The 22,139-nt window shown below is 60.4% G+C and carries 18 protein-coding genes and 1 pseudogene; 8 read left to right on the top strand and 11 right to left on the bottom strand.

The window, feature by feature from the left end; translation table 11 throughout:
- Positions 1–17: 17 nt before the first annotated feature.
- The 10 genes from DDF70_RS28930 to DDF70_RS28885 all read right to left on the bottom strand — a co-directional run bounded on the left by DDF70_RS28930 (position 18) and on the right by DDF70_RS28885 (position 12,916).
- A protein-coding gene (locus DDF70_RS28930; RefSeq protein WP_114948168.1) for an IS630 family transposase occupies positions 18–1,072 on the bottom strand; the annotation gives its coding sequence in 2 pieces (ribosomal slippage) (positions 18–586 and positions 586–1,072; 1,056 coding nt in all).
- Between the two features lie 104 nt (positions 1,073–1,176).
- Positions 1,177–2,007: an IS5 family transposase gene (locus DDF70_RS28925; protein ID WP_114948167.1), complete on the bottom strand. Its 831-nt coding sequence runs from the start codon at positions 2,005–2,007 to the stop codon at positions 1,177–1,179.
- 809 nt (positions 2,008–2,816) lie between these two features.
- Positions 2,817–4,196 carry an exopolysaccharide Pel transporter PelG gene (gene pelG, locus DDF70_RS28920; protein ID WP_114948166.1) on the bottom strand — a complete coding sequence of 460 codons (1,380 nt, stop codon included), beginning with the start codon at positions 4,194–4,196 and terminating at the stop codon, positions 2,817–2,819.
- Positions 4,196–5,728, bottom strand: coding sequence for a GT4 family glycosyltransferase PelF (gene pelF / locus DDF70_RS28915; RefSeq protein WP_162820755.1), 1,533 nt, complete (start codon positions 5,726–5,728; stop codon positions 4,196–4,198). Before pelF ends, pelG begins: the two co-directional genes overlap by 1 nt.
- Positions 5,718–6,767 (bottom strand): hypothetical protein, encoded by a 1,050-nt coding sequence (locus tag DDF70_RS28910; protein WP_114948164.1) that lies wholly within the window; start codon positions 6,765–6,767, stop codon positions 5,718–5,720. Before DDF70_RS28910 ends, pelF begins: the two co-directional genes overlap by 11 nt.
- Positions 6,748–8,166, bottom strand: a complete 1,419-nt coding sequence (locus tag DDF70_RS28905; protein ID WP_114948163.1) for a GAF domain-containing protein — start codon at positions 8,164–8,166, stop codon at positions 6,748–6,750. Before DDF70_RS28905 ends, DDF70_RS28910 begins: the two co-directional genes overlap by 20 nt.
- Entirely contained in the window at positions 8,163–9,416 is a 1,254-nt protein-coding gene (locus DDF70_RS28900) for a polysaccharide biosynthesis/export family protein (protein WP_162820754.1), read from the bottom strand. Before DDF70_RS28900 ends, DDF70_RS28905 begins: the two co-directional genes overlap by 4 nt.
- A 153-nt stretch (positions 9,417–9,569) precedes the next feature.
- Entirely contained in the window at positions 9,570–11,354 is a 1,785-nt protein-coding gene (locus tag DDF70_RS28895; RefSeq protein ID WP_114948161.1) for a tetratricopeptide repeat protein, read from the bottom strand.
- Positions 11,351–12,250, bottom strand: coding sequence for a glycoside hydrolase family 191 protein (locus DDF70_RS28890; protein WP_162820753.1), 900 nt, complete (start codon positions 12,248–12,250; stop codon positions 11,351–11,353). Before DDF70_RS28890 ends, DDF70_RS28895 begins: the two co-directional genes overlap by 4 nt.
- Before the next feature lie 129 nt (positions 12,251–12,379).
- The gene (locus DDF70_RS28885; protein ID WP_162820752.1) at positions 12,380–12,916 is read right to left on the bottom strand and encodes a hypothetical protein; all 537 of its coding nucleotides are present in this window, start codon (positions 12,914–12,916) and stop codon (positions 12,380–12,382) included.
- 933 nt (positions 12,917–13,849) lie between these two features.
- Between DDF70_RS28885 and DDF70_RS28880 the strand changes: the two genes are divergently transcribed.
- From DDF70_RS28880 to DDF70_RS28865, 4 genes and pseudogenes are all read left to right on the top strand, one after another.
- On the top strand, positions 13,850–14,032 hold the full coding sequence (locus DDF70_RS28880; protein WP_114948158.1) for a hypothetical protein: 183 nt from the start codon (positions 13,850–13,852) through the stop codon (positions 14,030–14,032).
- Between the two features lie 102 nt (positions 14,033–14,134).
- Positions 14,135–14,542: a DUF3024 domain-containing protein gene (locus tag DDF70_RS28875; RefSeq protein ID WP_114948157.1), complete on the top strand. Its 408-nt coding sequence runs from the start codon at positions 14,135–14,137 to the stop codon at positions 14,540–14,542.
- Positions 14,543–14,580: 38 nt separating this feature from the next.
- Entirely contained in the window at positions 14,581–14,883 is a 303-nt protein-coding gene (locus DDF70_RS28870) for a helix-turn-helix domain-containing protein (RefSeq protein ID WP_114948156.1), read from the top strand.
- Positions 14,884–14,898: 15 nt separating this feature from the next.
- Positions 14,899–15,696, top strand: a pseudogene (locus tag DDF70_RS28865) (IS630 family transposase); the annotation flags it as partial.
- A 274-nt stretch (positions 15,697–15,970) separates the two neighbouring features.
- On the opposite strand, the gene DDF70_RS28860 reads toward DDF70_RS28865, so the two are convergent.
- A complete protein-coding gene (locus tag DDF70_RS28860; protein ID WP_114948154.1) occupies positions 15,971–16,696 on the bottom strand; it encodes a LuxR C-terminal-related transcriptional regulator in 726 nt (241 codons plus the stop codon).
- 363 nt (positions 16,697–17,059) lie between these two features.
- Here DDF70_RS28860 and DDF70_RS28855 point away from each other — a divergent pair, with 363 nt between their 5' ends.
- The 4 genes from DDF70_RS28855 to DDF70_RS28840 all read left to right on the top strand — a co-directional run.
- Complete coding sequence (locus DDF70_RS28855; RefSeq protein ID WP_114948153.1) at positions 17,060–18,478, top strand: sensor histidine kinase; 1,419 nt, start codon at positions 17,060–17,062, stop codon at positions 18,476–18,478.
- The gene (locus DDF70_RS28850; protein ID WP_114948152.1) at positions 18,468–19,118 is read left to right on the top strand and encodes a response regulator; all 651 of its coding nucleotides are present in this window, start codon (positions 18,468–18,470) and stop codon (positions 19,116–19,118) included. The genes DDF70_RS28855 and DDF70_RS28850 overlap by 11 nt, the downstream gene beginning before the upstream one ends.
- 263 nt (positions 19,119–19,381) lie before the next feature.
- Positions 19,382–20,133 (top strand): IS5 family transposase gene (locus DDF70_RS28845; protein WP_114948151.1). Its coding sequence is split into 2 segments (ribosomal slippage): positions 19,382–19,712 and positions 19,712–20,133, totalling 753 coding nucleotides; the frame shifts between segments, so codons are not numbered across the junction.
- Positions 20,134–20,942: 809 nt separating this feature from the next.
- Positions 20,943–22,139, top strand: a 1,197-nt coding sequence (locus DDF70_RS28840) for a porin (RefSeq protein ID WP_162820751.1), incomplete at its 3' end; no start/stop codon positions are given.

Genomic DNA, 22,139 nt, shown 5'->3' with positions numbered 1-22,139 from the left:
ATACCAACTCCCATTGATCAGAACCCGTGCGCCCAATCACGCAAGCCAATGGACATGATGGTCCAAGGTTGATCCGTGAGCTTGGTCCAAGCCGCGCAGCAGTGATCGAGAATGTCGGTGTAGGACGTGAAGATCCGGTTCGAGAGCCAGTTCTCCCTCATGTACTGCCAGATATTCTCCACCGGGTTCAACTCGGGTGCCTTGGCGGGCAGCGGCACCAGGGTGATGTTGGCCGGCACCTGCAGTTTGCGTGAGACGTGCCAGCCGGCCCGATCCAACAGCAGCACCGCATGCGCTCCCGGCGCCACGGCTTGCGCGATCTCCTTCAGATGTTCGTTCATCGCCTGTGTGGTGCAGCGGGGCAGCACCAGGCCGGCTCCCTTGCCTTCAGCCGGGCAGATCGCCCCGAAGATGGAGGTGGAGGCGGTGCGCAGATCCCGCGGCGCCGAGGGCCGCGTGCCGCGCTTGGCCCAACGCCGGGTGATTTTGTTCTTCTGGCCGATGCGCGCCTCGTCGGCAAACCAGATCTCTAAGGGCTGGCCATGAGCCGCGGTGGTCGCGATCTCCGCCACACGCGCGGGGAAAGTTTTTTAAAATCCTCGACCGCCGCCTCGCTCTTGGCGTGATGCCGCGGGCGGGCCGAGAGCTTGCGATAGCCCAGCGCCCGCACTTCCCGGCTCAGCGTCTGTTTCGAGACCGGGAGGCGATACTCGTCCCAGAGCCACTGGATCAGATCGACCAGCCGCCAGCGCACCACCCCATGCACCGCCGGGATCGGGCCGGCCTCGATCATCTGCACCAGGTGCTGACGATGCTGATCGGTGAGCCTGGAGGGCTGGCCCGGGGGCTTGCGGTCGATGAGCCCCTCGGGTCCGTGCGCATTGAACTTGACCACCCAGTCGCGCACGATCTGCAGCGTCACCCCGCCGATCCGCGCCGCCTCGGTGCGGGAGACCCCCTCATAGATCGCCGCCAGCGAGAGCAGACGGCGGGCTTGCGGGCCATCCTTCGCCTTCCTGGCCAGCGCACGAAGCTGAGACGCATTGAAGTCAGAACGGAGTGGGATCGGCATGGCAAACCTCCCTGGTTCACCCAACTGAATCACACCTGCCACAGTCCGGGAAATCACAAACGAGTCAGCTCTTCAGGGACCTGGTATGAGAGGCTGGTGAGCAATTATCTTTCCTTTCGCGTGAGGCGGCGCAGCAGGATGCGGCTCATGGCGAGATAGAGCAGCATCTCGCCGGTCTCGATCAGACGTTCGTAGTCTTTCGCCAGCCGCCGGTTGGTGGTCAGCCAAGCGATCGTTCGTTCGACAACCCACCTTCGCGCGAGCACCTGAAAGCCACTCGGGTGCGTCGGCGGCTCTGCGTCAGCCCGCATCCAGGTGCCGCCGCTCCACCAATGCTGCGGGATCGACAGCCTCCAGCCCAGGGCCTTCTGGAGCCAGTCCCGCAAACCCCAATAAGCGGTGTCGGCCCACATCAGCTCGATAGCCGGAAACAGATGCTGCAGACCCTCCAACAAGAGTTCGGCTCCAGCGCGATCATGGAGGTCGGCAGGATGCACGCTGGTCTTCAACAGATTGCCTTGCGGATCAACGAGAAGATGGCGCTTGCGGCCCTTCACCTTCTTGCCGCCGTCGTACCCACGGGGTCCGCCCATCTCAGAGGTTTTCACGGATTGGCTGTCGATGATCGCGGCGGTCGGCTGCGGATTGCGGCCGGTCTGACAGCGATAACTCTCGCGCAGAACCTGGGTCACGTGCTCCCAGGTGCCATCCTCGCGCCACTGCGCATAATGGTAGAACACGGCGTAGCGTGGGGGATATTCGTGCGGCAACAGCCGCCATTGAGCGCCGGTGCGCAGCAGATAGAAGATCGCATCGACGATGCGCCGTAACGGATAGGTTTGTCGCCGTCCGGCCGGATGACTGCGAGGGACAAGGGGCGCGAGCAGTGCCCATTCGGCATCAGTGAGATCGCAGGCATAGTGACAGGTATCCATGGCGGGGCTCCTGGATCGTCAGATAGCCCGCATCCGCCGCAGCGGCCCAGCTCCAAACCTATGGTGAATCAAACACTTAGATCGAGCAATAAAATTGCTCACCAGCCTCTGAGCCACTGTGAAGGCGGTGGCGACCTGTTATCGATGAGTGTTGAGGCGATCCCCAAACCATCAGGAGGTGTGGTCATCTTGCGGCAGATATAGCGCATGGTCAGGATCACGGTACGGGTCGTCACGCTAATGTGGAACTGGCTTACAGTCACCCAACCGGGGTGATCACCACAATGCTTGACGGCTCCCGGAGTTTGCTCACCCGCCGCAGCAGCAGGGTTAGCCCACGCCGAGCCTGGTCTCGTCCCATAAGAGCGGGGTGCAGTGCTCCCGCGGCGCCCTTCTTCGGCGCCACCCAGTTCTGCGTGAGCCAGAGAGCGATCACCAGCGCATCACGTTCATGGACCGAGTGGCCGGGCGCTGCACGTCGATCGATGCGCCTAGAGGGGCCGCTCCAGAGAGCCCGGATGGTAGCACAGTCCGAACTCATGCTCGATCAGGAAGGCAATGTGCTTTAAGGGTCAGGCGCTCGGTGGCGAAGCCTGCTGGCACCCCCCGGTCCACGAGACGATCGAGGCGAATCCAGTCGCGGAAGTCAAGCTGGGGTGGTCATCCCGTTGTGGCGCAGGGCGCCAATCCATGGACCTTCTTGAGCCAGCGTGGCGGCCCAACGCGAGACACTGGCAGTGCGACGAATAGGTTCGAGTAGCTCACCTTTAGAGCCAGGCGAGTCATCTGCGGCTTCCCTGTTGAAACAGCTACCGGATTCCAGGATTGTTGGCGATGAAGGTCATATAGGGCAGCCGCTTGATGCACCAGATGCTGGCCAGGCACGCCACGACGAACGAGAGCAGGCTCGCGAGGAAGTATCCATAGCCTGTCCAAGGGGCTCCAAGCGGTATGAATACAAGAGTGAGAATTGCATTGGATGCAAAAAATAGACCTGTGACGCCGAGGAGAATTCGTCGCAAGTCGAAGTATGCAAGCAGGATCATGGCGAAGAGCAGCAACGTGTGAAAGAAGGCTCCAAGCACACCGAACCGGAAAATCGAGACGAGTTCGATCCCGCCTTTTGCGAGGCCGATGAGTCCCGGCGCGACCAGAAGCGCTAGGTAGCAAATGACGCCCTGAACAACGGTGATGTTCCTGGTTCCTTGGCCAATAGTGTTTAGGATCAGTCTGTGATTGTGTCGGATCTTCTGCAGCGTTGCGTGATTTTGTACGTCACGGTAGAAGGTGACATACCGTTCGAAAAAGCTTGTCTCGACCGACACCAGAAATAGAACCAGAGCCGGAACGATGGTGAGATAGGCGAGAAACATCGAACTGTCGTACGACGGGTTGGTTATTAGACCGCGGGTGACGGCTTGGCCATCCGGGGAGAGCCACATCACCCATTTATCGACCCAGATTGCGGCATTGTAGAATAGCCCGACACAGGCAAGATCCCAGTACTTTTGGAAGGACGGGAAAAATCCGAAAGGGTTCCTAATCTTGTATGGATACTCGGCGAGGATGCAGCCGAGGAGGACATAGAGGATGACGGCAAAGCCCAAGGTAAGTCCCGCAAGGGCTCCGGTGCCGGCAAACATCGGCGAGAGGTAGGTTCCTCCCGCAAATGCAATGAGCATTCCGAGTGCGAAGGCGAAACTGATGGATCCAAAGTTCTTTAGCGCCGAAAGGAACACGCACGCCAGCCATATTCCCCCTGTCACAAGAAAGCCGACGAGCGCGAGCACGCTATTCACGGCCGATAGGTCTAGAACGATCACGATAAAGGGCGTTCCGATCAGAAGTTGAACACCCCAGAGCAGCGTGAGGGCTCCGACCAGAACACCCGGCACATCCTCGGCTTGGCGGGCATAGAGACAATCGGCAAGGTGGCGGGTCAGCACCATGACGATGGGCCCGGAGAAGACCAGGGAGAATGAGAAGTTATAGATCATCAACGACGTGACAAGCGATAGCTCCTCGCGGCCCAGCACGCCTCTTGTTGTGATCTCTAAACCCGCAAGCGCGAGGACCGTGAACAGCCAGGGGCCGGCAGCGACGACGGCAGCATGACCGTAGCCCTTCAGCTGGGCACTCAAGTCGTCCCGTTCGACGAGAGTTCTGAGGGCAAAACCAACACCGGCCATTACACGTCCTCGACTGCGAGCGCATGTCTGTCTGGCATTTCCAGATGCTCCTGATAGAGATCCCGATAGAGACCGTCCACGACGCGCTTATTGTAGTACCTCTCGGTCCGGGCGCGGATAGCCTCGCCGTAGCGCTGTCTGAGATCGTGGGCCAGAAGCAACTGGGACAGGCCCTTTGCTGTCGCGAGTGGGTTTGAAAGCGGCGTCACGAAGCCTCCAGGACCAAGGTTTGGCATTTCGTCGGCCCGTCCATGGATGATCTCTCGGCAGGAGCCCACATCGGTTGCGACGCTCGGCACGCCCGCGGCCCCTGCCTCGAGCAGGACGAGAGGCTGGGCCTCGCTGATGCTGGTCAGAGCGATCGCATCGACACGGCCGAGATATTCCTGGAGTTTCACACGTCCTAAGAACTCAAATGTGCCCTCCAAGCCGAGATGCGAGACCATTTGCTGGCACTCTCGGAAGTATTCTGGATCCTCGTCCGTCGGACCAAGCAACAGGACACGCACGTCCTGGACTATGTCCCGGAGAATAGCAGCCGCACGGATAAAAGTTTTCACGTCCTTGATAGGAACAACGCGCCCAATCAGAGCCACTGTTGGACGGCGAGGGGTCGGATCCCGGGCAACTTTCGCGAAACCATCATAATCCACACCATTCGGAATGATCTGCAGCTTCTCCGGGGGCGCACCGTCACGCAACTGAAGGATCTGATTGCCTGTATAGAGTGTCGTGATGCGGCTGCAGGCCTCATAGCAGGTGCGCGCATAGCCGGAGAATGCACTAATCCACACATCCCGTAGATCCCGCCGCCGTCCTTCGATATCGAGCGATGAAGGGACCTGATCCGAGAGCCAATCAGCCATCGCAATCTCGACGCGGCGCTCGTTGGTATAGATCCCATGCTCGGTCAGGATGCCGGGACGGCCGGTGGTCAGTGCTGCCCGAGCCATTGCAATGCCGGCATAGCCGGTCGAAATGGCATGATAGATCCTAGCAGGTGGCAGCTCGCCCAGCAGCACCGAGAACAGGCCTCCCGCCAGTGCCCGCCAGCTCCAGAAGTAGTTGATGAACGAGCTTCCCGGTGTCGAGTGCTCATACATACGCTCCACCATGGCGAAAACGGCTTCCGTGTTGAGGAGCAAGGAACGGGAGACGTCCGGCCCGTGAGCTCGCAGGACTGTGAGCAGTCGCTGAAAGTCTGAAAGGCCACCGCTTTCGAGAAGTCGTGTCAATGGCCGTTCGAGATCGTGAGAGAGGTCCTGATTACCGGAGATGATGGGTATCCGGTCGGTGGCCTGCTGCAGGGCAATTTCGCTCATGCCGATGACATTCGGCGGCAATGTAAAACGGCTCTTCTTGGGGCTGTCATCGGCTGAGAGGACGAGAAGATGGAATGTGAGATGGCTCTGAGCCTGAATCAGGTCGTGCATCCAGCTCGACACCCCACCGGCCACGAAAGGGTAGGCTCCCTCGACAATGAGGCAGACGTCAGCCTCCGCTTGGCCGTAGGTAGCGTGCTCAACCATCATGAGGGATCCATAAACCGAGGGAGGCTCTGAGTGGCTCATCGGCCTCGTCTGTCGTGAGACTGGCGACAAGACGGGCGCTGACCCGTCGCAGGAGGGACAGTCTTTTAAGGCTGTAGAGCGCGTCAGCCAAGGGGCTCACAAGTACCTTGGGGATCGATTTCGCTCTCAGCCACGGACCCAGGAGACGGATCGCTTCTTGGGGGCGTTCAAGCTCAAGCAATAACCGAGCTACAGCAGCCGTCAGCTCTGGATCCTTCGGTGAGGCCTTGAGAAGCCACATGTTGATCTCCAGAGCATTTCTCCGCTCGCTTGCCGCCCGCTCCGCATCGAGAAGCCCTGACTTAGCATAGGACTCATGATGAAGGGCGATCCCGCGCGCAATCGATAAATCGTCCGGCTCCGCCTCGTGTTCCTCCTGCAGCACAACAGATCGTTGCAGGAAGTGGTTCTCGATGCGTGCTGCCGCCGTTGCCGCTTGCACCCGGATCGCAGGCTCGGGATCGTTGAGAGCCCGTTGGAGTGCAGGGGACAGTTCAGGCTTGAAGTGATCCGCAATCAGCGTGACGACGGCCTGCTTCTGTGCCACCGATCCCTGGTCGAGCACATCGCAAAAAGGAGCAACCGTGCTTTTCCGGCTGGGCTTTGCTCCCCGCCACTCAATTAACTCGTACAATGCCTGGGTGCGGTCGGAAAGGAGGCGTGGGAAGAGACGCTCGTACCATTCTTCGAACGTAATCGAGGAGCGGCTTGAAAGCCATCGTATGAGTTCCATCACGGCGCTGCCGACCCCACCTATTGGCCCAAGCGCGACGATGGAAACAATGTAGAGCGCAATACTGGCGTTGGCGCCGCCGCGCCGGAACCATAATAGCCCAGCAACCACCACGAGGGCCGAGATGATGGCGTGAAGCAACAGCAATTGCACCAAGCCGACCGCAAAATACCAGCCATAGAACACGAGGCAGGCCTCGGCGGCTGAGGTGAACGCGACTAGCCATGCGGGGCTCCCCTGATAGGATTCAGACCTGACGATGTGCATCGCCTAAGGCCTCCGGTTGCTCGCGGCCCTCGCACTGGCTTTGATGGAGAATTTCAACAAGGTAACGGGACCGAACCGCGTAGCCCTTTTGAGCCAGAGTGTCGCAGACATGCCGGCTAAATCGCTGGACTACGTCGTCGGCCTTCTGCGGCCCACAGCCTTGCAGGAGGACAGCATAAGTCCATGGCGCCTTGCCGAAATTGTACCGATGGTTGGTCGGGTAGAGGATTTCACCAGCCGCAAGCAGCACCGATTGCGCAACCAGCACTTCGTCCGGGACAGCGCCCCCGGGATCTGGCTCGAAACTGGCGTAAATGGCACAGGCGTCGAACCCGGCTTCGCGTGCAAGTTCGGTTAGGCCCGACCGCTGGCTGTCATAGACGCTTCCTGGAAGGAGTTGCTGCATCGGATCGGTATGGTGCGTTGCCTTCAGGATCTCAATCCCCTGCGCCCTCGCATAGGAGGAGCCGATCCACTCACACAGAGTTCTGAAGTCCTGCACCGAGGAAGGGCTTATGCCCAGCAGGCCGATCTGTTCGATCTTCAGCATGCCAAAGACCGCACCAGTTCCCGCGTGGATGAGAGGCGCTGCGATTATTCCTTGACCTCCGAGGGTTAGCTCATGGGACGGATCTGATGCGAGCAAAACCTGCCGACGGATGACTATGGCTTGGAACAATGGCGACGAGAATTCGAATTCTCGCACGAGATTGTCTCCGGGAGACCACCCCTCACACATCGTAGCTGTCAAGGATGATTCCTTTAAAAGGAACACCGAGAACGTGTTCGGCGCCATGATGGAGCGGACGAGCTCTGGAATACCCGCCAGCACCTCACCGGCTTCTTGACTCTCGATGGCACGCGAAGCCCGATAGACCGATTGTACGGTTTGAATCTGTGCCGCAATCCGAAGCTCAAGCGTCCTTTTGGCCTCTGCGAGTGCCTCATAGGCATTTGTGATTGTCGTCACCCGTCGCTGTGCGTTCTCAAGCTCTTCCTTCAGTGTCTCGTGCCGATGCCTGTATCCCGACCGGATTTCACCCAATAGCAATGCCGCGACAATCCACAGAACTGGATCGGCGGTAACCCGGAGCAGCCACGCCGTGCGCTCCTCGTTAAAGCCCTGCTCGGGAATATTCCCGACAAGAGCGGCCACGGCGCAGAGCGCCGCGGTGGCGAGACCCTCGTTCGTGCCATAGTAGGTTGAGACGAGGAGAACTATGATCCAGAAGGGGTGAGGAGAGACCTCGGAAAATCGGTTTCCCGCGCCGAGCCCCGCATCCACCAGCAGGGCAATTGCAAGAAAGAGGAGAGTTTCGGCGAGTGCCGATGCACGCAGGCCCAGGATTGAGCGATGCGTCCTGGACTTGCCGTTATCCGATACACCACTCTGCGTCATTGGGCTGCGTGAGCCTCCGTCAGAGATGCGCCATCGCGAGGGACCTGTACACCTGCCAAGCCTATCTCCACAGCGCGTGCGGCGACATTCGGGCGAATGGGCTGGGCGGCCCGGACGATGAGAATGTCTCCGGGCTGCAGCGGAGTCGCAGTCATGGCAGCGATTTCCGTTTCCTTGCCGGAGGCATCCTGGCGGATGAGCGTGAATGCGGGATGCTGGCTGCCCGAAGGCCTGAGTTCAGTTTCAGTTAGCGTCTGGTCAGCGAGGAGGAGCCGCTGCTCGAACTCGTCGAGGGTGCCCTGAAGCGTCTGCAGCTCTGCCGCAATCTCTTGCCGGCGGCGGGCATCGACTTCCTGCGTGGCGTTCTCGGCCTTCACGAGCTCCTGCTGCAGCCGCAGGGATTTTGCGTCGAGCTCTTGCTTGCGGATGGCGACATCGGCGAACATGCGGTCGATGTCGAATTCGCGGCCCATGGTCGCCAAGCCCCGCGCCTGCAGCGAGCGAAGATTTTCCGCTTGCTGCCTCGTGGCGTCCCTGTGGCGCTCGAGGCTCTCAGCCTGAGCCTTCAGGGCCAAAATCTCTTGTCCATAGAGATCGATAAGCTTCTTCTGGACGTTGATAGAAGTGCTGAAGGCGCGGCGTCTTGCGTCGAAGATCGTGCTTTCCAGGCGCATTGCCGCGGCGACAGCCGGATCAGCCTTGCGGGACTGAATGTCCGGCGAAAATTCGAGAACCTCGGCGTTCTTGAGCTCTGCCTCAAGACGAACGCGGCGAATCGCAAGTTCCGCGATGCGGGCGCTCAATGACCGGCGCTCGCTGGCCGCCTGGATCGCTTCCCTCTGCACCTGAACGGGCGTCGGAGCGGACGCGCGGTACAAGCCTCCCGCCAGACTGACTGCCTGAAGGGCAGTTATCCCTGGACGATAAGCGTATTCGCCCGGACGTTCGAGGTCGCCCATCACAAAGAATGGCCGGAACTGGACGATCTCGATCGACGTGATCGGACGCTCGGACAGAGAGAGCTTCGCTTGGAGCTTTTCGGAGACCTGAGCGGCAAGGAAAGACGGCTCAAGTCCGAGAGCCTTCACGTCACCCACGAGCGGAAGCGAAATGAACCCGTTCGGGTTGACCATGTACTCCCCGTTGATGGGGGAACGCAGCTCGCCGGCTCCCGTAAACCATTCGATGACACTAACGCGGATTTTATCCTGCGGGCCGAGTTCGTAGCCGGGTGAGTCTGCAAGCGCCATGCCATGGATCATGGAAGCCAAGCCGGCAACGCAGACCCGTGTGCGGGCCTTTATGAACATTGCTCTGGCACGCCCGCGCATTTTCGAGGAGCGGCCGCGGGAACGGAAAGTGCTGACTGTCGGCAACATCTGTGTCCTCAATCCATATGAATCTTATCGAGTAATGGGCCGGTCCAGCGGGCCTGCCGTCGCCACCGTGTCGCTTGGCTTCAGCCGCACCAAGGGAGCGCCAAAAAGAACTCTCACTTCTGCAAGGAGCATCCGGTCACTGTCGGTTCCCCGGTCCTGAACGAGGCGCGATGAGGCTGCGAGCGCAATTCCGTGGCTTCGGCTCTTGATTGCGATAAAGACGAGGTCCTTGAGGAAGTCGGGATCGATCCTTCTGTCTTCGTTCGTCTTTAGCCATTCAATCACAGCATTCTGCCGGCGCGCTGCGGCTGTCGCGAATACCCAGGCCTGATCAGCGTGCAGCGATGGCTGCTTGTCCTTCAGAGATTCGAGCACAGCCTGCCCCTCGTCCGGCAAGCGGAGATCTACATAGAGACGGGCAATCGGCTCGAGCAGGTTCTCGGGAACGGCGCGACCACCTGTGAAGACCGGACGCTGATTGTCCTGAAAGTTGAAGGGAAGACCGGATCTGAGAGCCGTAAGCGCGAGGCTCCTGCGCACGAGGTTGAGTTCGAGCGCCGCGAGCCTTACCGCGGTCTCGGGATTACCGATAGCGTCGGTCGCGGCGAGGTCGGCCCACTCCACCGCAGCTTGGCGGTCTTGCAGAGCCGCAGAGGTTTCGGCCATAACGATCGCAGCCAGTGTGTTCCGCTCATCCCTCAACCGGGCGCGAATGGAGCCGACAACGGTTGATCGTCGCGCCCGCAGCGCCGCCGTTGCCGTCGCAGCCAGAAGATCGGCCGGGATCGAGGCGACGCCCATCAATTCTGCCGCATCGGCAGCGCGCATGTGCAGGCCCATAGAGGTTGCAAGGCGCAGCCGCAGTTGCGCCGCGTCCGCATGAGCCTTGTCCTTCGCGTCGGCAGCATAATCTTCGAGGCGCCGCAGGGCCGCATCGTGCTGGCCCGAATCGATTTCGGCCTGAGCCGTTGCCATCACCAGTGTAGGCTCGTGGGACTTATTCGCCAACGGAGCCAGGAACCTCAAAGCAATGTCCGGATAGCCGCTGACGGAGAAGGCGCTGGCCACGGGAAGGACATCGCGCGCCGGGCTTCTGGACTTAATGAGCCAGCGCTGCGCATGTTCGAGAGCACCTTTCATCTGGCCGGCGTCGATTCTCATTGAAAGGTCGAGAGCCACGACGCTTGCATCCACCGCGCCGGGCCTGAAAGTTTCGAGCCGTCGGATCATCTCGATGCCGGCTGCGGGATTGCCAGCCGCCTTTTCCAGCTTCGCCAGCTCGATGAAGTGCGCGGGATCGGGACGCGGCAGGCTGGCGAGTTGGCGCAGCACCCGACGCTGCTCGATGGGGCGGTTGAGCTCGCCGTAAAGCTGCGCGAGCTCCTGAAGGGAGCCCGGCGACGGCTGAATCGCACCAAGCCGCTCCACCATGCGGAGAGACGCTTCCAGATGGCCGAGTTGGCGGTAAAAACCAGCCAGGGCATGCAGCAGTTCCGGATCGCGCGGATGTTCGCTCAGGAGCTGCTCGAGGAGCACGACGGCACCAGGCACATTGCCAGTTCGGGCACGGGCCTGCGCCAGAGCGCCGATCGTCGCGGCGGACATATCCCCTCCAGCAAAATTCTCCTCAAGAATGGCGAGCGCCTTATGCGTGAGGCCGAGCTCAAGGTTTAAGCGTCCTAGCTCGGCACCGCGGGGGACGAAGAACAGGCTGAGGGAGACGGCGGCAACGATCACGAGCAGGAGCGCGCGCTGTCCACGCAGCGTATCCCAGAGAAATATGCCGATACTGCGGGTTGAGCGGTTCATGGAACTCTCTCGCTTACCAGGCGCTCGGGAACGATCTGCATCAGGTCCGGCGTCGCGATGTAGGGAACGAACCCGTCCGCCCGTGCCTCCGCATAAAGTGCGGCGAGTCCCGCGCGGTCCTTCGGATCCCAGTAGTCAAGCGAGAAAAGCTGCAGGGACGGATCGCGGTCACGCGCCTCGAGCATCCGCGCGCGCTGCCATTCGATATCCTGCTCCGCTCGGCGGAAATATGCCCCGGTTGCCGGGTTGAAGGTGCTGCGCACCGACTCACCCAGGAGGTAGTCGAACTCACCTGGAATTTGTGGCAGGATCGCGTAGCCGCGATTGACCATAATAATGATTGACGGAAAGGCTAGCCGGATAGACCGGATGAGATCGGCGGCTGCTGCGATCATGCCCTTTGATTTTACTGGGTCCTGCAGTTCCAGCGCTTCGGCGCTGTCGAGGGTATCCAGAAAGATGCCCTGGTAGCCGTTCTTTAGGATTGACGGAATGATCTCGTTCAGAAGGAGATTGCGCCAGACCTCGCTGCGAATATCCACGAAATGGGCATCGGGCCAAGCCGGATTGGGTGCACCAAGAACGCCTTTAGAGCGCAAGCGGGAATAGAATGGACGGCCGGAGTGAACTTCCGCGATGCTGACATAACCTAGAGTCGTCGATTCGACACGGCGCCTGATGAAGGGCCCTGCCGTCTCGCGATCCTCAATGATGATGAGAGTAGCATCGTCCGGGATCATGTCGTAGCGGTCGCCGTAGTAGATTAGGAGCGACTGCTGCTGGCGATAAAGCTTGCCGGCATGAGCGGTACCCGGGAGGTTTGGGTCGCTGTTGCCCCGAAGAGCGGCCGCCACGAGCGCGGCCAAAGTAATCCCTACTACCCGCCGATTCAGCATTGGCTGATCTACGTTGAATGCTCGGATGCGGGTACTAATCATTCGGCGCGCCAGAACGTGCTAAGGGTTTCGTATCTCTTAAGCATGGCGGTGGTGCATCGAGGGGCAAACAGGCACTTCCCGTGGCCGTCATTTGCTACGTACCTCCTTGTCCCGGAGCGGCTGATCTGCGGGCGTGAATAGGAATTGCGAACAACCATCCGACAGGGAGACGCCGTTCGGGGCCGGCGCACTCTCCGCGTTGAGATCGATCAAGGCGGTGATGGCCGTGGAGGTGTCGACCTTCACCTTTCCGATGTTAGGCCCACCTATGTTGCCATTCGCCGAACGTTTGAACGAAACGCCGTTGGTGAGGCGGGGGACGCTATCATTCGGCTCAAGGGCATTGAGCGACTTTCGAAAGCCTCTCAGTTCATCGACCTGGTCGCCTGCTCCATGATGCCGATCCCATACCTTACATGTGGTTGTCTCGATTTGGTCTGTATTCAGCCACATTGCAGTGTTCGTGGCGACAGCAATCGTGCTCAACCCGATGACGAAATAATAAGCTTCTCCAACGAAGCGCCTACTGCTTCTGATGCCGTCTAGTCTGTTCGGTCCGAAGTCGATAAGTTCGACAATCGTCCAATCCGTAAGCTGGCGGCCGAGCACAATCGTTGAATTCAAGATCTTAATCCGCCGATAAAGCTTCGTGGATCTGATAGAAATCAGTACTCGACCAATAATGGTTGAGAGAAGATGTCGATAAAATCGTCCTGAAGGACTACTCTGTCGGACAATAGTTTCCTATGCAGTCTACCCCTTGCCAAGCATCGTATGCATCACACGGAAATTTGGAGGTAGATTCCTGCCAAATATGCGGTGGGAATGTGGCAAGTCACCGGAAAGGGTAGACCAAGATACAACGTAAAGGGAGGTGGCATTCTTCATTTCCCTAGTAGTAGCAAAAAGGCGGGGTTGCTCAGTCGGAAGCCGCGTTGGGATCGCGCGCTTGTGTTGAGAACATGCCCGGTCACCCTGCGCTATACGGCCCGCATATCAGGACTTATAACCTATGGATCGCCTGGGGCGCTCTCCGCTCCGCGAGTTAGCGAATAAGGATCGTCCACTGGAGAGAGTCCGACCTGACATCTTTGAGGAGAGGGGTTGCCGCCCATGCAAAGTGTTCGAAGGTGCTGAAGCGGGAGGGCGCTTGCCTGCAGCTTCCCGTGGATGATTCATCCTGGAGAAGCAAATCCTCATGTCTCTTGCGCCCGGAGATTTTATTCAAGCCCGGGAGCCTTGGAGCTATCAGCGGACTCGGAACGATTGATTGTCCTTAGGAACATTCCCTCCATCGTCGTTAGTCAACCCTGAGAGCACGGCTGGTGTGCCGACCAATCAGGCTTGCAGAGAAGTCTTGCCATCGAGAATTGGTCGAGGGGTAATTCAGGAGAAGGCCGGTCATCCAGCCGCAAGTTCATTCAAGCCGGTCCGAATGCTGAGAGCCTATGTCCACTTGAGCGCAAGAATGCAGGGGGCTACAACCCGCTGGCACAAACTGTCGGGGCTCGTTACTGCCTTAGGTTGATAACTCAGCGCCATGTTTGAGGAAGATGCATGCCTGCGCATGATATTGTTGAGCGACTAACTGAAGCTTTAGAGCGCCTGAACGATCTATCTTGCAACGAGGTGGAGGCCCTCCTCATCGAGTCGGCCGAGACAATCCAGTTCCTTCGCTCTCTGTTGGAGCCGCTGGATGATGCCGGGCTCGAGGATCTGCCGCCCAAGGGCAGTGCCTAGTACATCGATTCTGAACTGGCGATCAGCCTTGTGTGAGGGATTGTATTGCGCTTTGGCGCCCCCGCGGTAGCTTTGAGCCAGGATCGCGGTGGTGGAGCCATCATGGCGGGAGGGCAATGGGTCCGGATTCGCTCCCAAGTGGGGCTGAAGCCGCCTGAACCGGAGAAGGCGGCGATTATGGCTGCCTGCGAGCGCTTTCTGGCCGAAGTGCTGCGCCCGCGCTTCCTGCCCGAGATTCGGCCCAGCACCGCGTTCAACTATCCGGTCGCCATCCTGGGCAAATGGCACGGCAATAAATACCGCTTCCTGCAGCGCTTCCGCTGCGATGATCCGGACGCGCTCGCGCCCGAGTTCGATGCACCATTCGCGCGTCTGGAGTATGTTGGCCGCGACTGTTTTGATGTGTCCTGGTATCGCCATACGGGCGAGTGGTGGTGTCTTCACCGCTCGGTGTCTCTCACCGAGGCCTTGCGGCTGATCGAGACCGACGGCCATCTGCATCCAGTGTGACACGCCGTTGCGCCGCTGGTCCGGAACAAGGAAGCGTGATGTCCCCTGCGACTGCGTCCGGTCTGCCTCTCACAGCGGCAGATCACTCGCTCCTGAGCACGCTCGCCCAGGCGCGCACCGCTCCCCGTCACCATGCTGAGCGTGCTGGCATCGTGCTGCAGTTGGCGTTGGGCCGAAGCATGCGGGAAGCCGCAACCCGGCTCGGCCTCCATCCGCAGCGGGTGAGACGCTGCGCCAGGCGAGCCGCAGCGGTTGGGGCCATCCGCGCGCTGGACGACTTGCCCCGCTCCGGGCGCCCGCGCCAGATCATGGAGGCGGCGCGGCTGTGGCTGGTTGGGTAAGCATGTGCCCAGCCCAAGAGCTTGGGCTATCCGCATGAACTGTGGACCTTGCGGCTTCTGGCCAGCCATGCCCGTCGCCTTGGGCCTGCTGCCGGCCATCCCTGCTTGGCCACTCTGGTGCCGAGCACGGTCCGGACGATTCTCCAGGAGCAGGAGATCCGGCCGCACAAGGTCCGTTACTATATCGAGCGGCGTGATCCTGCCTTCGATGAGCGTCTGGCGGCGGTGGTTGAGGTCTATCAAGCCGCGCATCAGCTCCAGGATGTTGCCCCAGAGCGGCATCGCGTGGCGATCCTCTCCTATGATGAGAAGCCGGGGCTGCAGGCGCTTGCTCCCACCGCCCCGGACCGGCCACCGCAGCCCGGCCGGCATCCGACAGTTCAGCAGGATCATGAATACAGACGGCTGGGCACCGTGACACTCAGTGCTGCGGTGGACCTGGTCTCAGGTGTCGTTCATCACGCTCTCACGCAATGCCATCGCAGCTGCGAGTTCGTGGCCTTTCTGCGCCGCCTTGATGCGAGCTATCCGGCCGAGTGGCGGATCCGTCTGCTCCTGGACAACCATTCCGCCCATCGCTCGCGGGAGACCCGCCGCTTTCTGGGCAGCCGTCCCGGACGGTTCGAGCTGGTGGTCACGCCCAAGCATGCCTCGTGCCTCAACTATGTCGAGACGTTATTTTCCCAGATGGCTCGCTCGGTATTGCGCCATATCCCGAGATCTGTGAAACGGCTCGTGACCGTGAAGCGCGGCCCAGCTTCACGAGAGCATCGGAAGCGCTGTGAGCGAGGGGACACTCTCAGCGAAGGGTAGAGCCTCCACCTGCTGCGCTCCTGCTCCATTGGAGTGGTGAGACGAATCTGCAGCACGTGCTGACAGCGCCGGCCATGAATCTGATCGGGATCGCGGCCTGGGCTCGGCAGCACCCCGCTCGCACGAACGCGTCAATCCGCATTCACCAGGTTGGTGATGATCCCAACAAGCGTAAGCAATGTGCCAGCATTATCCAAAGCGGGCGAAGATTAGTGTCGTCTACCTCAGCCAACGGCGGGAAATGGAATGGATCCCGTCCGGCTTCGAGCCAGGCTTACAACAGGTAGGATCTGCCATCAGACCTGAACGAACCATCCCTGCGCCCCCGAGCGCCGGGTGCCAAATCCGACCGGCCAGCCGAACCGCGTGTGAGGTTTTGCGCTGCGATGACGACCTCGACGCGGTTGCGTGCATTCAGCTTCTGCATCAGGAGCGTCATGTAGTGCTTCACCGTCCTTTCAGTAATCCCGAGCTGTGACGCGATCTCCTTGTTTGTCTTTCCGCCGAGCAGGAACTGCACAATCTGGTCCTCACGGGCGCTCAATCTGAGCGACTGCATCGCTATTTTCCGCACAGAGGCATTCCTGAGCGCCGTGATCACCTCGTCGGCAAAGTTCTGCGAGATGTAGGTGCTTCCCGCGACCACGGCTCTTGCCGCACTGACAAGCTCGTCCGCGATGCAGGATTTCGAAACGTACCCGCGCGCCCCGGCATCCATCGCCTTCACGGCGTACTCGACGCCCGGAGCCGCCGTGAAGGCAACGATCCCAATCCCCGGGTAACGGGCTACGATGTCTGAAATCGCCGCGATGGCGTTCCCGGAAATCGCTAAATCCAATATCATCAAGTCGGGTCGATGCTTCTCGGCGATCGCCAGAGCGTCTCGCGCGCATCCGCCGCGCGCGACGACTTTGAAAGTGCCCTGTGCAGCAAGCACATACGCCAACCCCTCGATTGTGACGGGATGGCCGTCAACCAAGGCAACCGAAACCCAACTCATCACTGATCCCCCAACCACGGAACTGAAGGTGCGGGTGCGCGTGATCCCCGCAGTTCCAGTCCTGTTCCCTAAGGAGCATAGCTGTCGTAAGGAATGTAGTCCCCCATTCTGAAGGGGTAATGCCGCGTTGGGAGGCACTACTCCAACTGGGGTAGTTGCTACGCTCGAAGGCAACTCGCCTCAGCCCATAAAGGTCGCGCCAGCGAGCGGTCGCCGAGCCTGCATGGGTCCCGCTGCGCCCGCCGCGTGTACCCCAAAGAGGTAATCACTGGACCAAAGTCCAATGTGGGGTCGGACCTTGGTCGGTTGCGGGGCGGCCGGTCCCCCGTATCTTCGTTCGAAGGAAAGTATTCGAGGCAACGTATGTCTGGATTGGCCGCACGGCTGGGATCACTCCGCTGGGGCGCCCTGGGGGGCTGGAGCCTGACGCGGCAGTTCGCGGTGACGGGCGGCGCTATCATGCTGCTCGCGATGGTCGTGGAGGGCCTGTTCACGGCCGAGGCCATCTCAAGAAACACCATCAATCGCACGGCAGCGACGACTGCCCTGTTCATGGATAGTTTCCTCACGCCGCTGGGGCGCCACCTCGCGGCCGGCGCCGTCCTGCCTCGAGAGGCGCGGGCCGAATTGGATCAGCTGCTTAATAAGGACGATTTCGAGAGCCGGTTCCCTCACCTTGAGATCTGGAAGGAGGGTGGCCTCGTCGCATACTCGACAACGCCGGAATTGATTGGCCGCACCTTCGCTCCCCCTGCCGGAGTTATTGCTGCCCTGGCCGGGGAGGTCTCGGCGCGCTATACCGATTTGGAGGCGGCCGAGCATGTGATCCGGGGCTTCACGTCCCGTTATCTCGAGATTTACGCTCCTGTCCGGGAGCCGCACACCGGACGGATCGTTGCCGTGGCAGAGATCCACGAGGTGACGGAGCCGCTGGAGCAGAGGCTATGGCAACTGCGCCTGAAGAGCTGGCTCGCGCGCATCGGCGTCACCATCATGATCATGGTTGGCCTATTCTGGATCGTCTATCGCGGCAACCGTATCATCATGGCCCAACAGCGCCAGCTCGGCGAACAGATGGCCGAGGTCGAGCGGACCTCCCAACATAATCGCGTCCTGAGAGAGCGGATCCAGCGCGCCTCCGGGAGAGTCTCGGAGATGAACGAACGCTTCTTGCGAGCGCTCGGCGCGGATCTGCACGACGGTCCCGCGCAGCTCATCGGACTGGCTGCCCTAAAGGTGGAGCACGTTCGTTTAGCCGCCACGGCCCCGAGGCGGGAGGAGGAGTTGCAGGCGCTGGACTTCTTCCTCGCAGACGCCCTTCGCGAGATCCGCGCCGTCTCGAAGGGACTGATCCTCCCAGAGATCGAGGACCAACCACTCACGGAAGCTGTCCGCCGGGCGGTCTGTGCTCACGAGCAGCGGACCGGTACTACAGTTACTCTTCTTTGCGAGGACATCCCGCAAGCGCTTCAGAACGCGGCCAAGATTTGCGCGTATCGGTTCGTCCAGGAGGGCCTTAACAATGCCTTCCGGCATGCAGGGGGCAAAGGCCAAGCCGTGACCTGCAGGCTTGAGGGGATGGTCCTGTGCCTGGCCGTGGAGGACGGCGGGGGCGAAGGCCCCGGCTGCATGACCGGACCCGGTTCCGGTTTGGGACTCCTGGGGCTGCGGGAGCGGGTTGAGAGCCTCGGTGGCACATTCCACATGGTCAAGACTGCCGGCAGGGGGACAAGGATCGAGATGAGGTTGGCGATGGCATGGGGAGGTCAGGATGGGTGTTAGGATCCGCGTCGTCGTGGTCGATGACCACGCATTGTTCCGGGCAGGAGTGATCCAGTCGCTGGCGTTCGATGAGGCGATCGAAGTCGTCGGGGAGGGGGGATCTGCCACAGAGGCTGTGCAGCTTGCGAAGGAGCTTGCACCCGATCTCATCCTGCTCGATGTCTCGATGCCCGGCAATGGAATCGAGGCAGCCCGCGAGATTCTGCGGATGCCGGACCCGCCCCGCATCGCCATACTGACAGTCTCCGAGAGCGAGGACGACGTGACACAGGCGCTGGAGGCGGGTGCGGTTGGGTATCTGCCCAAGGGAATCCGAACGCCAGAATTGATCGCTGCCGTGAAGAGCCTAAGGAACGGCTGCAGCGTCGTGTCTCCTGACCTTGCTCTGCGTGCGCTGACGAACAAGGTCCGGGCGCAGGCTAGCCCATTGGCATCCCTCTCCGACCAGGAGAAGCGAACTCTCCGCCTCGTGGCCAGCGGATTGAGCAATCGTGAGGTTAGTCACCAGCTGAACGTGCAGGAAAAAACCGTCAAATACCACGTTACCAATATCCTAAGGAAGCTAAAGGCCAGGAACCGGGTCGAGGCAGTGCTCATCGCCAAGCAGGGTTGGGCTAATCTCGAGAGCCGAGTGCCGTGAGTTGGATGTGGAAGCTGCCGGGAGCAGCCGCTTATTGCTCACCTTTAATGTCTGAGAACATTATTTCAGCTGAGCCACAGCAGTGTACATCTAATAATCGGTAATCCTGGTGCGGTCGCGGCGGCCGTCTTAGGCCGCCTCGACAGCTTTGCCGAGAAGCCTCTTGTAGCGGAATCCACAGATACGATCGATCGGCGACTGACCGCCTAAGGTCTGTGGGATTTGGGATTTTCCTTTGGGCGCGACTGTGTTTCACGCTCTGGATGGACCGCTTTGTACTGACTGACGCCCAATGGGTGAGGATGGAGCCGCATTGTCTTGGGAAGCCGAGCGATCCTGGGCGCCGCGGCAGGGACAATCGGCTGTTAATCGAGGCCGTGCTCTGGATTGTGCGCACCGGCAGCCTGTGGCGTGATCGGCCTGCTCTCTTCGGCAGCTGGAGCACCGTGTTCCGGCGCTTCAGCGACTGGCGCAAGGCCGATGGTTTCAAACGGATCTTCGATGCCGTGTCCGAGGAGCCGGACATGGAAGATGCCATGGTCGACGCCACCATCGCCAAGGTTCACCGCCACGGACAAGGCGCAAAAGGGGGACACAGAGCCAGGCGATCGGCCGGTCCAAGGGCGGCATGACAACCAAGATTCTGGCCCTGACCGATGCCTTGGGCAACCTCGTGCGCTTTCGCCTTATGCCGGGGCACCGGTTCGACAGCATTGGCGTTGCCCCGCGGATCGACGGCGTCGCGTTCGGGGCCCTCATCGCGGACAAAGCCTTCGACAGCACCGCCATCGTCGCCGATCTCAACGAGCGCGGCGCCAAGATCGTCATCTCCCAGCATCCGCGCTGGGCCAAGCCCATTCCGATGCACGTCGAAATGTCCAAATGGCGTCACCTCATCGAGAACTTCTTCTGCAAACTCAAAGAGTTCAAGCGGATCGCCATGCGCGCATGCAAAACCGATCAAAGCTTCGAGGCTATGATTTACCTCGCCGCCGCCGTTATCAACTCACGATGAATCCCCACAAGTCTTAGAGCGGTATCGAGTCGGCGCCAATTCTAGTGATACTGACACACTGATAGCCTCGACGTGCCGTGTCCTAGACTACAGTCCCGGCCTCTGCGGGGAGATCAGGGCTGGTGTCATCCTTAATGGGGGAGACGGGCTGGCGCGTGTTGCGAGCGCCCATTGCCACGACGCCCACCTCTGAGGTGGCCGCGCACGGCATTAATCAGGTCGGTTCTCTGCCTGATCAGAAGATCTGGGGCTCCGAGTAATATGAGAGGGCTTCGCTACTTAAGGATGTTAACTTGGACAAGCGGTACCGATGGTTGTGCTACGGAGGCCGAGAATCATGACAGCCCGTGGTAGCTGGCAGAGTGCAATCCAAGTGAAGAGAGTGCTGAAGTGGAATAGGGTGAAAGTCGGCTCTCAGCTGAAAAGTCCTTACCCTGTAGGGGCTATGCGCTCGTATCAGGCACGGTTTGCTTCTGGATGCAGTGGATAACTAACTGAAATGTAAATAGAAACCTAACATGGTCACTCTGAAGGTCTGCTTGGTCATGGAAAGTGTTGGAATTTGGCCACACTGTGATGACGATCTGACGAAACTAAGCACTAATCCGCGTCCAATCGCTTGATCGTGAAACGCTCCTAGTTAATGTGGCTCCAGCGACGGGGGCACCCCAGTCGTGATACCGGCGAGTTCGACCGAAAAGGCGGGCCGCCGGGTACTAGGGGAAAAGGGACGTGTTTAGGGCTTCGCAGAAGCACTCGAAGCACAAAAACCCGGCCCCCCAGGGTCTCGAAACTTTGGAGGTTTAACCATGAAGCTCGCTAAGAGCCTCTTCCTCGGATCGGTCGCGGGTCTCGCGGCTGTTGCCGGAGCTCAAGCTGCCGATCTTCCCGCGAAGAAGGCCGCTGCTGTCGAATACGTGCGCGTCTGCTCCACCTACGGCGCAGGCTTCTTCTACATCCCCGGCACCGAAACCTGCCTCCGCGTCGGCGGCCGTGTTCGCGCCGAATTCCGCTATGTCGAGCCGCAAGATCGTTCGGATGATGCCATCGGCTTCCGTGCTCGTGGCCGCATCCAGCTCGACGCTCGTACCGCCACCGCCTACGGTCTGCTCCGCACCTTCGTGCGCTTCGAGATGACCCGCGATACCGGCGTCTACGGCTTCAGCTCCACGACGGCTAACGTCGACCAGGCCTTCGTGCAGTTCGGCGGCCTCACCGCCGGTCGTACCGTGTCGTTCTACGACAACAGCGACCTGCCCACCGGCCACTTCGGCACGCTCCGCTTCTCGGACGCTCCGACGGTGAACCTGTTCGCCTACACCTTCTCGTTCGGCAACGGCTTCTCGGCCACGATCTCGGCTGAAGAAGGCCGCTTCACCGGCACCAGCATCGGCACGACGCCGGTGTTCCTCGAAGCCGGTCAGACCTATCCTGACCTGGTCGGTAACCTGAAGTACGCCGGCACCTGGGGTACGGCTCAGATCTCCGGTGCTCTGCACCAGCTGCGTAGCGACAACCTGGTTCCCGTTGCTCCCATCCTCGCTCCCGGCGTCTTCGATTATCCGGACAGCGAACTCGGCTGGTCGGTGTCGTTCCAGGGCTCTCTGAACCTGCCGGCTCTCGGCGCTGGCGATGCCGCTTGGCTTGCCGTGTCCTATGCTGACGGCGCTCTCGGCTACCTCGGCTTCGGTTCGTCGGTCACCGTCGGCTCGATCCGCGAGTCGGTTGTCGATGCTTACATCGGCGCGGATGGCGACATCCACACCGGCCAGGGCTGGTCGATCGCTGGTGGTCTGCGTCACTACTGGACCCCGACCATCCGCCAGAACGTGTTCGGTTCGTGGGCTCGCGTCGAGTATGACAACGCTGCCCCGCTCGCCTTCCCGGTTGGCACGATCGGCGTCGGCGCCGAGTTCACCGAGTGGCGCGCTGGCACGAACGTGATCTGGTCGCCGGTGGCTGGCCTGGATCTCGGCGTCGAAGTTCTCTACGCCAACATCGACCCG

Source organism: Microvirga calopogonii, from assembly GCF_003347665.1.
Taxonomy (GTDB): Bacteria; Pseudomonadota; Alphaproteobacteria; order Rhizobiales; family Beijerinckiaceae; genus Microvirga; species Microvirga calopogonii.
The sequence above is the reverse complement of the archived record's forward strand: the minus strand, read 5'-3'. Positions and strand labels throughout refer to the sequence as shown.

Coding starts and splice junctions, on each gene's coding strand:
- DDF70_RS28925 (WP_114948167.1), bottom strand. CDS start 2,007: ATGGATACCTGTCACTATGCCTGCGATCTCACTGATGCCGAATGGGCA.
- pelG (WP_114948166.1), bottom strand. CDS start 4,196: ATGGCCGGTGTTGGTTTTGCCCTCAGAACTCTCGTCGAACGGGACGAC.
- pelF (WP_162820755.1), bottom strand. CDS start 5,728: ATGATGGTTGAGCACGCTACCTACGGCCAAGCGGAGGCTGACGTCTGC.
- DDF70_RS28910 (WP_114948164.1), bottom strand. CDS start 6,767: ATGCACATCGTCAGGTCTGAATCCTATCAGGGGAGCCCCGCATGGCTA.
- DDF70_RS28905 (WP_114948163.1), bottom strand. CDS start 8,166: ATGACGCAGAGTGGTGTATCGGATAACGGCAAGTCCAGGACGCATCGC.
- DDF70_RS28900 (WP_162820754.1), bottom strand. CDS start 9,416: ATGGCGCTTGCAGACTCACCCGGCTACGAACTCGGCCCGCAGGATAAA.
- DDF70_RS28895 (WP_114948161.1), bottom strand. CDS start 11,354: ATGAACCGCTCAACCCGCAGTATCGGCATATTTCTCTGGGATACGCTG.
- DDF70_RS28890 (WP_162820753.1), bottom strand. CDS start 12,250: ATGCTGAATCGGCGGGTAGTAGGGATTACTTTGGCCGCGCTCGTGGCG.
- DDF70_RS28880 (WP_114948158.1), top strand. CDS start 13,850: ATGCCTGCGCATGATATTGTTGAGCGACTAACTGAAGCTTTAGAGCGC.
- DDF70_RS28875 (WP_114948157.1), top strand. CDS start 14,135: ATGGCGGGAGGGCAATGGGTCCGGATTCGCTCCCAAGTGGGGCTGAAG.
- DDF70_RS28870 (WP_114948156.1), top strand. CDS start 14,581: ATGTCCCCTGCGACTGCGTCCGGTCTGCCTCTCACAGCGGCAGATCAC.
- DDF70_RS28860 (WP_114948154.1), bottom strand. CDS start 16,696: ATGAGTTGGGTTTCGGTTGCCTTGGTTGACGGCCATCCCGTCACAATC.
- DDF70_RS28855 (WP_114948153.1), top strand. CDS start 17,060: ATGTCTGGATTGGCCGCACGGCTGGGATCACTCCGCTGGGGCGCCCTG.
- DDF70_RS28850 (WP_114948152.1), top strand. CDS start 18,468: ATGGGTGTTAGGATCCGCGTCGTCGTGGTCGATGACCACGCATTGTTC.